This window comes from Comamonas thiooxydans (assembly GCF_000964545.1).
Lineage (GTDB): Bacteria > Pseudomonadota > Gammaproteobacteria > Burkholderiales > Burkholderiaceae_C > Comamonas > Comamonas thiooxydans.
The window spans coordinates 314,267-328,706 of sequence record NZ_BBVD01000007.1; the positions used below are offsets into that span (position 1 = coordinate 314,267).

Here is a 14,440-nt window from a genome sequence, read left to right on the forward strand (position 1 = left end):
GTACCACCTCCTGATGCTGCTGCATCGCCGGCTGCGAAGGTGGAGGCAACGGCTTATAGTGTCTGTCCACCAACGGCCAGAGACAGACTCAGCATGTACCGCTACCTCATCATCGAAGACGATGCGCTCAACGCGCGTTACATCGCTGAAGGGTTGCGCCAGCAAGGCGCGCATGTCAGCGTCTGCGGTGACGGCGTGCAAGGCATTGCACAGGCCGTTGGCGAGAACTGGGATGTCATCATCCTTGACCGCATGTTGCCCAATGGCTTTGACGGGCTGCAGATTCTGCAGACACTGCGCTCCATGGGAAAACAGACGCCGGTGCTGGTGCTGAGTGCCTTGTCTGCCACGGATGAGCGAGTGCGCGGGCTCAAGGCCGGCTGCGATGACTATCTGACCAAGCCCTTTGCATTTTCCGAGCTATCGGCAAGGCTCGAAGCCCTGGTGCGCCGCGCCCAGATCCCGGCTCCCACGCGCGAGATGCAGGTGGCCGATCTGCGCGTCAACCTGATTTCGCGCAGCGCCGAGCGCGCCGGCCAGCCGCTGTCGCTGCAGCCGCGCGAGTTCCGTCTGCTGGCGTTCCTCATGCAGCACGCGCACCAGATCGTCACGCGCACCATGCTGCTGGAGTCGGTCTGGGATTACCGCTTCGATCCGCAGACCAATGTGATCGACGTGCACATCAGCCGCCTGCGCAGCAAGGTGGACAAAGGCTTTGCCACGCCTCTCATCCATACCGTGCGCGGTGTGGGCTACAGCCTTTCGGACCAGCCGCAAGACCTGCCCGAGGTGGTCTGATGATGCGCTCCAGACCCTGGAGTTCGCTGGCCTTCAGGCTGGCACTCAGCTATGGCGGCCTCCTGGTTCTGACCATGGCCATTGTGCTGGCTGTCTTCTATGTGCAGACCGTGGGCGTGGTGCGGGTGAGGCTCGACAAGCAGGCCGAAAACCATGTGCGCAGACTGACCGAGCACTCGGCCAAATACGGCCCCGGAGCGCTGGAAAGCGAGATATTGCAGACCATTCGTGACGGTGTGAATACCGACACGGAAATCCTCATTCTCATGAACCCGCAGGGCGAGACCATTGTCAGCAATGCCGAGGTCTATCCTCCGCGCAAGCTCAGCATCATGGGCGTGCGCGAGCTGACCGTGAAGCGCAACGGGCGGCTGATGGTGGGCCGGGTTGCCGTGGTTGAAATGCCCAATGGCAATCTGCTGGCCGTAGGCAGCGACATGCAGCTGCAGCGCGACATGGAGGAGCTGTTCGGTCAGGCCAGCTTGCTGGCGGCCGTTGCAGCCTGCATCATGGCCCTGATCGGTGCCATGGTTTTCAGGCGTGTGGTGGATGAGCGCGCGGCCGCCATTCGCAACACCATGTCGCGCGTTGCGGCGGGCGATTTGCGACAGCGCATTCCGGTCGATCAGCGCGGCGATGAATTCACGCTGCTCAACCGCGATATCAACGCCATGCTCGATCGGCTCGAGCAGTTGATGGAAGGCATACGCCATGTCTCCAACAGCATTGCGCACAACCTCAGAACGCCGCTGACGCGCATCCTGCTGCGCCTGCGCAACGCGCAGCAGGCCAGCCCCGAAATGCAGTCCGCCACGCTGGCGCTGGTGGCCGAAGAAGTCGCTGAACTCGGTGTGGTGTTCGAGAAGCTTTTGCAGATTGCCGAAGTGGAAAGCGGAGCCAGCCGCAAGAGCTTTGCACCGGTTGATCTGCAGGCCTTGCTGGTCGATGTGGTGGACTTCTACGAGCCGCTGGTGGAAGATGCCGGCGGCATTCTCAGGCTGGATGTGCAGCAAGGTGTGCAGGCCCTGGGCGATGGTGACTTGTTGGCCAGCGCCGTCTCCAATCTTGTCGATAATGCTATCAAATACGGAGCATCATCCAACGACATTCATGGCGCTGACGTGCTGCTGCGTGCGGCCCCGGCGCAGGAGCAGGGCAGCGATGGCGCATGGGGGGTGGAGATCACCGTGCAGGACCAGGGACCGGGCGCAGATCCTCAGACCCTGGAGAAAATGACCACCCGTTTCTATCGCGCAGAATCGGATCGCCCAGGCTACGGACTGGGCCTTGCCAGCGTGCTGGCCATTGTCCAGCTGCATGGCGGCAAGCTCAGTTTTCACAACGCCCATCCAGGCATGGTGGCGCGCATCTGGCTACCTGCCGTGGCCGATGTCTGAAGCGCTGCCCAGAAGCTTTCAGATCTGCGAAAGCGCCTTGTTGCCGTAGGCGCAGAACCCCGGTTTTGGCCCCTTCTTGGGATGCAATCTGCAGGTCTCCGGGCGCTTTTCATAGACCGTGCAGCGACGCGTGTTCTTGTCCAGAAAATTGCAGTCTCCGCCTGCCCGGCGGGCCATGGTGAAGATCTCGTGCTTGGGGTTGAAGTGGTCGATCAGGCGCATCTTCAGCAGCCGCTTGGCGATCAGCTTGGGCTCGATGTTCTCGACCTCGAACGGGTCCACCAGCTCCAGGCGCACCAGATCCGGCAGGCGTACCTCCAGCGGCATGGTGCAGCAATTGGCCGCGCAGCTTTCACACATGCCGGCCTTGTACTTGCTCCAGGTTTCCAGGCGGTCGACGTCAACAATGCGGATGGAGGATTTCATTTCGGGTGGGGCACTTCTGGGAGAAGCGCGATGCTGCCATGAGATGTCGATGTCTGCCTTGCGCCATTGCTATGAGCAGACCCGGTTCATGGGATTGAGCCGGCTGCGCAGCAGCCTACACTGCACAGGCATATCACCATCCACGGGAGAACGATTTTGGCAAGCCAAACCACGCTTTACTACGCAGCTGGCACCTGCGCGCAGGCCGTACTGATTGCGCTTTATGAGGCCGATGCCCAGTTCACGCTCAAGACGCTGAGCTTTGCCGACAACGAGCAGCGCAGCCCCGAATACCTGAGCATCAACCCCAAGGGCCGAGTGCCCGCGCTGGTCACGGAACGCGGCGTGCTGACCGAGACCCCGGCGCTGCTGCTGTATGTGGCGCAGACCCATCCGCAGGCCCGACTGGCGCCGCTGGAGGACCCCTTCGCGCTGGCGCAGATGCAGGAATTCAATGCCTATCTGGCCTCTACCGCGCACATCGCCCACGCCCACCGTCCGCGCGCCTCGCGCTGGGCCGACGACGAGGCTGCCCAGGCCGCGATGCGCGCCAAGGTGCCGCAGAACATGCGCGACTGCTTTGCCATGATCGAGCAGCACTATCTGGGCGACAAGACCTGGATCATGGGCGAGCAATTTACCGTGGCCGATGGCTATCTCTACACCGTGGCGGGCTGGCTCAAGGGCGACGGCGTGGACATTGCCGAATTCCCGCGCGTGGCAGCCCATTTTGAGCGCGTGAAGGCCAGGGCTTCGGTGCAGAAGCTGGGTTGATTGAGCAAATGCGTGGTTGCGCTGTTCATATTGTGGCAGCTTGATCCGCCCAGGCCCGTACGGCCTGCTTCACTAGGCTGGCGGGCAGGAATTCCTGTTCCAGCCGTCCACGCTCCAGTCTACGAAGATGTGCATCAAGAGCTGCTTCCCCAGGTGGAAGAGCAGGAAACTTTTCTGCGTGTACGGGTTCGGTCACGGCCAGATGACTATGCGTGTCGAATGTGGTTTGGTCCATCAACAACGCATGCAGATGAGGCAGGTGCTGGCGAGCTGTGACCAGCATGGCCAGACCCCAGGTGTCCAGATCACCCCAGTAAGCCACGCTGCGCTCACGCAGCCAGGGTGCGTCAAGCCAGTTCAGGTTCAGGCCCGCGCCAAGAATGGCGATGGTGTCCTCCAGCGGCTGCGGCAACTGATGCAGACTGCGCTCGTTTTCCACCAGTAGGATGCGGTTTGCGGGCAAGGGCGTGGCTTGCAGCTCGCTGGCCGGTACACGCTGGCGCGCAAAGGGCAGCAGGCCGGGGGCCAGTGGCACCACCAGCAGCCAATGGTCATCCTCAGCCAGGGCACCCAGAAAGGCGGTCAGGCCCTGGCGGCTGACCTCCTTGTCAAAACGCTCATCCAGCAAGGTTGTCAAGAGGCCTGCATGGCGTTCGTAGAACTTGCTGTCATTTCCCTGGACCGACAGAGCGCGCAAAGGCTTGCCCTGGGCGCAGCCGGGCTCCAGCTGCAGCGCCATTTGTGCGGCGGCAATGACGTCACTGGAGGGAATGCTTTGCCATTGGGTCAGGCGTCGCACTAGTAGGCGCTGAAGGCCACTGTGCTGCACCGCCTTGATGATGGCGCTGAGTCTTGTGTAGTCCGCCCGGATCTGTGCATGGCCGGGGGCTTTGAGTTGCTGAATGGTGGCCAGCCATTCGGAGGGGCGAGCCAGTTGCCAGTGTGTGGGCACTTCAATCACATCGTTGCTGCCGCGGTAGCGGCGTGCTTGCCATTGCACGGTGCCCGGTCCTTGCTGCTCAATGCCGCGCCACTGCTGCAGGTGGCTGCGCAGCAGGGCCGAGTCGCCCATGAAGACTTGTGCTGTGGGCTGGCCAATGGAGAGCACCACGGGCCATGCGCTGGCCCCGCCCAAAAGCTGGCGTTCGCGCCAGTCTGCACTTTGCCATTGCTGTGCCAGTCTGGCGGCTAGGTCTTGTGGAGATTTCATGGCAAACATCCAGGGCGTTGGCTGCGGTCCACATCCCTTGAAATTGGCGCAGCCCAGGCCAGCGGCAACCGGGCAATGGTCGTCCCGCAGTGAAGGCTGAGTCCTCCTGCCCGCATGGCGTAGCCATGCGAGAGCGGGGGGAAGGCGGGCAGCGACTCAGAGGGGTGTCTCATACCGCCTTTCGGAAAGCATCAATCTCTTCCCAACGCAGGGATGCCAGGGTGGCCTGCGCGCCGCGCCGGTGCACGACAACGGCCGAGCGTGTATAGCTGCGCAGCAGGCGAACTTCCTTGTTGGGGGTGACAAACAAGGCATGTAAGCCAAACTCGCGCAGTGCCTGGATGATGCGCGCTGCCACAGCCTGCGAGCTTTTGGAGAAGGCCTCATCCAGCACGATGGAGCCGAACACCGGGCGGCTGCTGCCGGTGGGGCACAGCGCATAGCTCAGCGATGCTGTGAGCACATAGCTGGCGATGATTTCTTTCTCGCCCCCGCTGCCGCCTTGCGAGCCCGTGCGGCGTTCCAGTAATTGATCGTTGGCTCGGTCGAGTACCAGCACGGCAAACTGCAGCCGGTAACGTGGGTCCAGAAGCGCCTGAGCCGCCTTGCTGCGGCGGTTGCTGGCATGCTCCTGCAGCATTTCGACGATGGCGCGCAGTGCCCGGTAATGGCTGCTGCCGCCGTCATCGCGCAGCCGCTCCGTACGCAGCTGTGCCTGTGCCTTGGTCAGGCTTTGCAGGCTTTGGTGCACGACGGAGCGTGGCTCTAACTGCAGGTAGCGACCGGGTTGAAAATCCACGCGCTTGAGCGTTTCGTTGAGTTTGGTGATGCGGTCTTCGATGTCTGCCACATGGGCGGCAATGCCATTGAGCAGCGTGTCCACGCCTTGCTGCGACGTCTCGTTCAGGTACTCCTGAAAACGTTGGCGCTTCTGCGGCAGGGCTTCTTCTTCTAGCACCTGCAGGCGCTGCAGAAAGTGGGGCAAGGCTTCCAGCTCCGGCGCATGGTTTTCCAAGGCGCCACGGTCTTCAGCCTTGGTCTTGCCCATTTGGCGAATGATCTCGTTGTGTTGGCCGGCGAGTTTTTTCTGAGCCTCGTTGATCTTGCCTTGCAGCGCATTGCCGGCATCGCGTTCATGCGCATCGAGATTGTCGCCATCCAGCACAGGCAGGCCTTTGCCAAGCTGCTTCCTGAGCAACTGCGGAAAGTCCTCATCCACGGGGGCTGCGTTGCGCAGCCTATCCTCAAAAGCGCTGTGCTTCTGGTGTGCGGTACGTAGCAGGGTTTCATCCTGCGTCTGCGCGCTTTGCAGCTCTCGCAAATGGGCTTCGGCATTTTTCGTCTGCAGCTGCGCATCCATCCATTGCTGCTTGGCCTGCGCGGTATCGGATTGCGGGCTCAGCAGTGCCTGCAACTGATGCTGTTTTTGCTGCAGTTGCTGTTGGGTGGTTGTGGTGTCCAGGTCTTCCGGGCGCAGCGCTTGCAGGGAATGCCACAGCTGGCGCTGGCTGCGGGCATGGTTTTGGGCTTGGAGTTTTTGAGTCTTCTTGGCCTCTAACGCTTTCCAGTCCTGCGCTGTCTGCTCTTTTTGTTGAAGCAGTTGTGCCAGCCGGTCGCGGTTATCGAAGCCCGTCATCCAGTCCTGATCCAGGCGTTTGTGGTCTTGCTTGTCAAACTGATCGGCGCGGCCGGACATCAGGCCTTGCGCCGTCATCGCATGTGGCGTGTTCTGCAAGGTCTCGACGTCGGCAACGCAGTGGCGATCCAGATCGGCAAGCAACTGGCGCAGTGCGTGAAGCTGCGTGGCAGGGGTCTGTGGTTTCAGGTTGAGCTTGCAGGCAAAACCATCGCTGAGAAAGCTGGCCGAGGCTGTGGTGGCCCGTATTTCCAGCAGGCGCACATGCAGGCGGTTATGGCGATGGTTGACCCAGTGCAAGGCCTCACGCATGGCCTTGGGCGGCACCAGAATGCGCAGCCGGTGGCTGCCAATGGCGCGCTCGATGGCTCCGCGCCAGTGCTGCTGGTTTTTTTGCACTTCCACCAGCTCGGCCACAAAGGGTAGGTCGTCTTCAGGCAAGTCCAGTTTCGCAGCCAGCTCCGCACGAAAGCGCTGAAATTCCATGGGCAGATTGCTGCCCGGGCGCTGGCGCACGGCTTCATGTTCTTCCTCCAGATCCTTCCAGATCTGGTGTGCATTGCGTTCGGCCGTGATGGCGGCTTCCGCATCGGCCTGCAACTGTTGCTGCTGAGCCTCCAGCTGCCGCAGTGCGGCGGTAGCCATGGCTTGATGGGGCACCAGGCTCTGGGCACCTGCCGCGGGGTCCAGCCCCAGATTGCGAGCCAGTTTCAGGTACTGAGCCAGGTTGTGCTGCTGGCGTCCCAGCTCCTTGTGGGCCAGCTGAATGTTTTCCTCCAGCGTGGCAATGTCGGCACCTCCAGCCTGCAGATAAATGCCGTGCAGATCCTGCTCGTGCTGGCGAGCGGTGTCGACATAGGCCAGCGCGCTGTGCAGTTCCTGATTGCGCTGCTCAACCTGCGTCTGAAGTTGATTCACATGCTGCAGCCACCATTGCGCGCCCTGCGTTGCGAACCAGTGTGGCAGCTGTTGCTGCAAGGTCTGCAAATGCTGAAGGTGCAGGCTTTGCTGCTGCTCGCGTGCGGCCATGTCGCGCAGCGGCAGCAGCGAGACGAATTGCATGTTAGCGAGTTCCAGATCCGCATGAATGGAGGCCAGTTCCGCGAAGCCATCGACGACTTTCTGTGCATCGTCAAAGGCGGCGTGGTCGTCCAGCACCAGCTCCCGAAAAATTTCGTCAATGCTGTTGAGCTGCTTCAAGCCTGCGGCGCGGTTGAGCAGGGTGAAGGCGTTGGCGCCGACCTCGAAAAAGCTGTGCAGCTTGGCCAGGTAGGACGTCTTGCTGGTGTACATCTGCAGGTCGTCACTGTCCTTGGTCAGGCGCGTCAAGGCGCGTGCTCCGCCGTTGTGCAGTTCTTCCAGCCAGAGGTTCAGCGTCTGTCCTTGGCCCTGCGCAAAGAACCAGCGCTTTTGCATATCGCCCGCCGACTGGCTGCTACCGTCAAACCAGAACAGTGCGCCCAACAGAACCGATTGTGCGAACGGCGCCGTGCCGCGCTCCAGCCTGGCGGCGATGCCGGTGATGCACTGGCCCGACCGTGCAATATGGTCGCCGCTTTCGTTGCCCTGACCGCTGGCGCCGCGCACATAGCTGACCAGATCGCGGTCGCTTTCATGCCCGCCCGTCGATGCCAGGTTGTAGCGCGGGTTGGCACACAGCAAGGTCATCAGTGCATCGACCAGCGTGGTCTTGCCGCTGCCCGTAGGGCCGATGATGGCGCTATTGGCTGCATCGATATTTGCCTGGTGGCGGCCCGCAAACGGCCCCCAGTTGTACAGATGCAGCTCTTGCAGGATGTAGGAGGCCTCGGTGCTCATGGGGCGTTGTTTGGGCTGTCCGATGCTGCGCCGTCGGCCACTTCGCGCAGCTTCAGCAGCAGCGCTTGCAGGTTCTCAGGGTTGAGCAGGTGGACGATCATGGGACGAATGGTGATGCAGTCCTGGGCATCGGCTTCGGACACCATGCCGTGGTTGCGCAGGGTGTCCAGCAATTGGTTCAGGCGTCTGCGCTCTTGCATGTCACTGCCGGTTGCGCCCAGATAGGTCTCCAGTTGCGGCAGCAGGCTCTCCACGGTGATGCGCACGGCCACGCCGGTGCCGCTTTCCTGCTCGCGCTGCAGAAATTCACGACGCAAGATCGCCAGCAGCAGGGATTGCTCGAGATTCAGTCGCTGGCGCCGCATCAGCGGATGCGTCCAGTCGTCTTGCTCGCTTTCGTCGACATCATCGTTTTCGTAGTCAGCCACCACGGCCAGAAATGCCAGGCCGCGTACATCATCCACCTGCACGCGCAAGTCCAGCGGCTCCAGCATCCGGTCAAGTTGGGCGCTCTGCGCCGCGATCAGGCGAAACAGCGTGGGCTTGCTGGTTTCTTCCAGCCAACCGTTGGCCAATAGAAATTGAAGCGCCTTGCGCTGATTTTGCGGGGTTCTCAGTTGGATATCAGCTTCAAGTTCTATATATTCATGCGCTGGCAACTCTTCTTTTTGAGGCAGGTCCTGCTGTTGCGCTGTGGGCTGGCTGGCAAGGAGGTCAAAAATATCCGGCTCTTGGTTCATCAAAGCTCCCAATCGATTGATGCCAGTTGCGCCGCGTCCAGTGCTACGCGCGGCACGGTAAAACGCCAGGATTGCTCGCCGTCCTGCGTGTCGATTTGCTCCTGTGCATCCTGCAGCGCGATACCTGCCTCACGCGCCATTGACAGCCACAGTGCCAGCGTCTCCAGATCATGTCCGGCAGGCGGCATCGCGGCAGCCAGTTCGGCCAGCGTCATGGGCTGGCCATGCTGGGCCAGCAGCTGCAAAGTCTGATGCAACAAGGCTTCACGATCGAGCCCCTCAAAGGACTACCAGAAGTCGCCCTCCATCTGGCTCAGGTCGGTGTATTCGGTCGTCAGAAGCAGCGCTGCCTGCTCACCGCCTTCCAATGACTTGATGCGCAGCCGCTCCAGCAAGGGCACGCTGCCCAGAGCCACGCCCAAGGGCGGCAAGGGGGCGGGCGTGCGCCTGACCTGCTGGCGCTGCCAGTTGACGCGCAAAGCCTGCTCCAGCACCTCATTGAGCAATTGCCCAACGCGCAGGTTTTCGGCGGCTTGCCCGGTTTTCATGAACTGACTCACCTCGCGCTCGCTGCGTGCGCGAACGCTTTGCACGACCTTGGCCTCTTTGATGAGTTGCATCACCAGCGTTTGCAGGGTGCTGCGCTGCAAGCCGTCCAAGGCCTTATCTGTCGCAGGGTGCAGCAGAATCTGCCGGATGCGATGGCGCATCTCAGTCAGCTCGGTCTGGTTGGACAGCTGTTGATGAAAGCTGTCAAACACCCTGCCTTCCTGCGTGTTGAGCAGGGTGGCATGGCCATCGAGCAATTGATCGATCACTGCACCGCGATGGTGGCGGGCACCGATGATGGCCTCGCGCAATGATCGATCGGCATTGCGCCAAGAGTCTTCCACACGGCGAAAGTCCGCACGCAGACTGGTGGCCAAGGTGTAAATCTCGCGAATACCTTCTACTGCCTGCTCCGGTGTCAACTCGGTGATGTTGCCTGCGAGCGCCGCATCCAGCTGCTGCTGCATTTCATCCACACGGCGCTGCAAATGCGTGATGCGGCTTTGCGGGTCGGGGTTGAGTGCAGCGGCAAGGTTGTCGATTTCGCGCTGCACGACGGCCAGTCGAGAGGCGGTGGACGTCATCATTCGACCGTCGAGCTGCGCGATGAAACCCAGTGCGGTCTTGAGTGCATCGGTCTCGAAAACGTGGCCTTCACGCTCCACAACCAGTCCACGACGAATCCATTCACGGATTTCACGTCGCGCATCGTTCAGCGTGTCGGTGCTATCAATTTCAAAATCGGTATCGTTGGCATGTGCAGCCAGCATGTCCGCCAGTGCCTGCACGGCCGCATCAAAAGGCACGCCATCACGCTGATGCTCAAACAGCGCATCCAGACAACTGAGCACCAGCGGCGCTCGCCGCGCCGCCAGCAACAGCCACGCCGGATGCTGCTGGCGCGCGGCGATGTATTTCTGGGTGCGTTGCTGGCTGAGGCTGAGCATGCAACGAATTGTAGATAAATGCTCACAATTGCTGAAACACTGGCAAAGCACTTCGCGCATAAACAGACAGGCTGCTGTTTTTCAACAGCAGCCTGTCTGTTTGAGGCGATTTGTAGAATTGCTCCTACAAAAAATCACACATCAATATTCCCCGCCCGCAGCGCGTTGTCTTCGATGAAGTTGCGGCGCGGCTCGACCTCGTCGCCCATGAGCATGGTGAAGACGCGGTCGGCTTCGATGGCGTCGCCGATCTTGACCTGCAGCAGGCTGCGGACGTTGGGGTCCATGGTGGTTTCCCAGAGCTGCTCGGGGTTCATTTCACCCAGACCCTTGTAGCGCTGGCGACCCGTGGTGCGCTCGGCTTCGGAGATCAGCCAGGCCATGGCCTGACGGAAGTCGCCGACCTTTTCGGTCTTGGCCTTCTCGCCTTCGCCGCGCGTGACCTTGGCGCCTTCGCCCAGCAGGCCGACGAAGTTCTGCGCTTCGTCGGACAGAGCGGCGTAGTCATGGCTGCGCACGAACTCCTGGGTCAGGATGGAGCTCTTGATATTGCCGTGGTGATGGCGGCTGATGCGCAGGATGGGGTGCTCGCTGTTGGGGTCGATCTCGGCCGTCACATCGGCGGGAACGCCGGTGGTGGTCAGCTCGCGCAGCTTGGCTTCCAGAATCGGGGCGCACTCCTGGGCTTCCTCGATGGTGTCGAGCTTGATCTGCACGCCGTCGGCAATGGCGCGCAGGGCTTCGGCATCCATGAAGTTGGACAGGCGCTCGATGACGGTTTCGGCGGCCAGGTGCATGTTGGCCAGCTTGGCCAGTTCTTCGCCTTCGACGGTGCGCGGATTGTCGCCGCCGGTGTTCACGCTGGCATGGTTCAGCGCGATCTTGAGCAGGTATTTGTTGAGGGCCGGGCCGTCCTTGAGGTAGAGCTCTTCCTTGCCGTTCTTGACCTTGTACAGCGGCGGCTGGGCGATGTAGATATGGCCGCGCTCGACCAGATCGGGCATCTGGCGGTAGAAGAAGGTCAGCAGCAGGGTACGGATGTGGGCGCCGTCCACGTCCGCGTCGGTCATGATGATGATGCGGTGGTAGCGCAGCTTGTCGGGGTTGTAGTCGTCGCTGCTGCTCTTGCCCGAGTCTTCGCTGACCTTGCCGATGCCGGTGCCCAGGGCCGTGATCAGGGTGATGATTTCCTGGCTGGACAGCAGCTTTTCGTAGCGGGCCTTTTCCACGTTCAGGATCTTGCCGCGCAGCGGCAGGATGGCCTGGAACTTGCGATCGCGACCCTGCTTGGCAGAGCCGCCGGCGGAGTCACCCTCGACGATGTAGATTTCGCACAGCGCCGGATCTTTTTCCTGGCAGTCGGCCAGCTTGCCGGGCAGGCCCATGCCGTCGAGCACGCCCTTGCGGCGCGTCATTTCACGGGCCTTGCGCGCGGCTTCACGGGCACGGGCCGCCTCGATGATCTTGCCGCACAGGATCTTGGCGTCGTTGGGGTTTTCTTCGAGGAAGTCGGTCAGGCTCTTGGCCACGATGTCTTCCACGGGCGCTCGCACTTCCGAGCTGACCAGCTTGTCCTTGGTCTGGCTGGAGAACTTGGGCTCGGGCACCTTCACGCTGAGCACGGCGCACAGGCCTTCGCGCATGTCGTCGCCGGAGACTTCGACCTTGGCCTTCTTGGCCATTTCGTTGTCGGCGATGTATTTGCCGATCACGCGGGTCATGGCCGCGCGCAGGCCGGTCAGGTGGGTGCCGCCGTCACGCTGGGGAATGTTGTTGGTGAAGCACAGCACCTGTTCGGCATAGCTGTCGTTCCACTGCATGGACACTTCGACACCGATTTCGGTGCCGGGAATGCCGCCATAGGTTTCCGCGGGGCGCGAGCCGTTGGCATGGAAGGTGGTGGGGTGCAGCACCTTCTTGGTGCCGTTGATGAACTGCACAAAGCCCTTGACGCCGCCGGCGCCCGAGAAGTCGTCTTCCTTGCCGTCGCGCTCGTCCTTCAAGCGGATGCGCACGCCGTTGTTCAGGAAGGACAGCTCGCGCAGGCGCTTGGCCAGAATTTCGTAGCGGAACTCGAAGTTCTCCTTGAAGATTTCCTGGTCGGGCAGAAAGTGCACCTTGGTGCCGCGCTTGTCGCTGGCACCGACCACGCGCATGGGCGAGACCTCGGCGCCGTCCACGACTTCGATCAAACGGTTTTGCACAAAGCCGCGCGAGAAGTCGATCTCGTGGCGTCGGCCGTCGCGGCTGACGGTGAGCTTGAGCCAGACGGACAGCGCGTTCACGCAGGACACGCCCACGCCGTGCAGGCCGCCCGAGACCTTGTAGCTGTTCTGGTTGAACTTGCCGCCGGCGTGCAGCTCGGTCAGCGCGATTTCGGCAGCCGAGCGCTTGGGCTCGTGCTTGTCGTCCATCTTCACGCCGGTGGGAATGCCGCGGCCGTTGTCGATGACGGACAGCGAGCCGTCGGCATGGATGGTGACCAGAATGTCGTCGCAGTAGCCGGCCAGCGCTTCGTCGATGGAGTTGTCCACGACCTCGAAGACCAGGTGGTGCAGACCGGTGCCGTCCGAGGTGTCACCGATGTACATGCCCGGGCGCTTGCGCACGGCTTCCAGGCCTTCCAGGATCTGGATTGCGCCTTCGCCATAGCCGCCTGCATCTGCGGCGGTCTGGGTGTCTGGCTTGTTCTCTTCGGTCATGAAATTACCTTGCTGCTACAAGGTCAGGAGCTGTTGGCGCCTGACCTGCATAACTTTCAAATGAATACTTGCCTGAAATCATTACAGGACGAGCGGTAGCTGCTCCTGTTATTTCAGGCAATGAAATGGCTGGCTGCGTTCGGTCCACTCAGATGCGCATGGGCATCACGACGTACTTGAAGCTTTCGTTCTCGGGGATGGTCACCAGCGCCGAGCTGTTGCCGTCCTGCAGATCGATCTTGACCATGTCCTGGCTCATATTGGTGAGCACGTCGATCAGATAGGTCACGTTGAAGCCGATCTCGATGGTGTCGCCACCGTAGTCGATGTCGAGTTCGTCCATGGCCTCTTCCTGCTCGGCGTTGTTGGACGCCACGCGCAGCGTGCCAGGCTCGACCGACAGGCGCACGCCCTTGAACTTGTCGCTGGTCATGATGGCCGTGCGCTGCAGCGATGCCAGCAGCGGGGCGCGGCCCAGGGTCACGCTGTTGGTGTGGTTGCGCGGGATGACGCGGTTGTAGTCGGGGAACTTGCCCTCGACCAGCTTGGTCACGAACTCCATACCGCCAAAGGTGAACTTGGCCTGGTTGTTGGCAAACTGCATCTCGATGACGGGCTGGTTCTCGCCGCTGGCGTCCGACAGCAGGCGCTGCAGCTCCAGCACGGTCTTGCGCGGCAGAATCACTTCCTGCTTGATGGGCACTTCCACGTCCAGCGTGGCGCTGGCCCAGGCCAGGCGGTGGCCGTCGGTGGCCACCAGGCTCAGGGTGTTGCCTTCGGCGACGAACAGAATGCCGTTGAGGTAGTAGCGGATGTCCTGCACGGCCATGGCAAAGGAGACCTGGCCCAGCAGGTCCTTGAGCACCTTCTGCGGCACGCTGAAAGCGGGGCCGAAGGCGGCCGATTCCTGTACCAGCGGGAAGTCTTCGGCGGGCAGGGTCTGCAGCGTGAAGCGGCTCTTGCCGCCTTTCAGAATCATCTTGGACTGCTGCGTCTCCAGGCTCACGGTCTGGTCGCCGGGCATGGTCTTCAGGATGTCGATCAGCTTGCGGGCACCGATGGTGGTGGTGAAGTCGCCGGCGTCGCCGCCCAGCTCGGCCGTGGTGCGGATCTGGATTTCCAGATCGCTGGTTGTCAGCTGCAGTGCATTGCCGGTCTTCTTGATCAGCACATTGGCCAGAATGGGCAGCGTGTGGCGGCGCTCGACAATGCCGGCCACCGATTGCAGGACCGCGAGAACTTTGTCTTGTGTGGCTTTCAGGACGATCATGTCAACCTCAGTGATTTAAGTGCGCATTTGTTTTGACGCGGCGGCATCCGCAGGGCTGGGCGGACGCTCCCTCATGCCGCGTGAATTCCCCATTTTGCCCTGTGTGAGTGACATTCATGGGGGAGTTTTTCCGAGCGTGGTCATGATCTCTACGTCGGCGCGAGCAGATCGTG

At 61.5% G+C, this 14,440-nt stretch carries 9 protein-coding genes and 1 pseudogene; 3 read left to right on the forward strand and 7 right to left on the reverse strand.

Translation table 11 applies throughout. The features are described 5' to 3' along the window. The first annotated feature begins 93 nt into the window (after positions 1 to 93). Together Cth01_RS12125 and Cth01_RS12130 are read left to right on the forward strand one after the other, a co-directional pair. Positions 94 to 798 carry a response regulator transcription factor gene (locus Cth01_RS12125; protein ID WP_003065317.1) on the forward strand — a complete coding sequence of 235 codons (705 nt, stop codon included), beginning with the start codon at positions 94 to 96 and terminating at the stop codon, positions 796 to 798. Further along, positions 798 to 2,195: a sensor histidine kinase gene (locus tag Cth01_RS12130; RefSeq protein ID WP_045839317.1), complete on the forward strand. Its 1,398-nt coding sequence runs from the start codon at positions 798 to 800 to the stop codon at positions 2,193 to 2,195. The genes Cth01_RS12125 and Cth01_RS12130 overlap by 1 nt, the downstream gene beginning before the upstream one ends. Positions 2,196 to 2,213: 18 nt before the next feature. On the opposite strand, the gene Cth01_RS12135 is transcribed toward Cth01_RS12130, so the two are convergent. Next, entirely contained in the window at positions 2,214 to 2,621 is a 408-nt protein-coding gene (locus Cth01_RS12135) for a YkgJ family cysteine cluster protein (RefSeq protein ID WP_045839318.1), read from the reverse strand. Between the two features lie 156 nt (positions 2,622 to 2,777). Here Cth01_RS12135 and Cth01_RS12140 point away from each other — a divergent pair, with 156 nt between their 5' ends. Beyond that, positions 2,778 to 3,395, forward strand: a complete 618-nt coding sequence (locus Cth01_RS12140) for a glutathione S-transferase family protein (RefSeq protein WP_045839319.1) — start codon at positions 2,778 to 2,780, stop codon at positions 3,393 to 3,395. 25 nt (positions 3,396 to 3,420) lie between these two features. Here the strand turns inward: Cth01_RS12140 and Cth01_RS12145 are convergent, their stop codons facing one another. The 6 genes and pseudogenes from Cth01_RS12145 to dnaN form a co-directional block, all read right to left on the reverse strand. Continuing rightward, positions 3,421 to 4,605, reverse strand: a complete 1,185-nt coding sequence (locus Cth01_RS12145; protein WP_045839419.1) for a Wadjet anti-phage system protein JetD domain-containing protein — start codon at positions 4,603 to 4,605, stop codon at positions 3,421 to 3,423. 169 nt (positions 4,606 to 4,774) lie between these two features. Continuing rightward, positions 4,775 to 8,059, reverse strand: coding sequence for an ATP-binding protein (locus Cth01_RS12150; protein WP_045839320.1), 3,285 nt, complete (start codon positions 8,057 to 8,059; stop codon positions 4,775 to 4,777). Beyond that, complete coding sequence (locus Cth01_RS12155) at positions 8,056 to 8,634, reverse strand: DUF4194 domain-containing protein (protein ID WP_211267689.1); 579 nt, start codon at positions 8,632 to 8,634, stop codon at positions 8,056 to 8,058. Before Cth01_RS12155 ends, Cth01_RS12150 begins: the two co-directional genes overlap by 4 nt. Positions 8,635 to 8,798: 164 nt before the next feature. Then, positions 8,799 to 10,355, reverse strand: a pseudogene (locus Cth01_RS12160) (DUF3375 domain-containing protein). A gap of 74 nt (positions 10,356 to 10,429) precedes the next feature. Then, entirely contained in the window at positions 10,430 to 12,997 is a 2,568-nt protein-coding gene (gene gyrB, locus Cth01_RS12165; RefSeq protein ID WP_012836528.1) for a DNA topoisomerase (ATP-hydrolyzing) subunit B, read from the reverse strand. Positions 12,998 to 13,145: 148 nt separating this feature from the next. Further along, complete coding sequence (gene dnaN, locus Cth01_RS12170; RefSeq protein ID WP_003064798.1) at positions 13,146 to 14,267, reverse strand: DNA polymerase III subunit beta; 1,122 nt, start codon at positions 14,265 to 14,267, stop codon at positions 13,146 to 13,148. Positions 14,268 to 14,440: the final 173 nt, after the last annotated feature.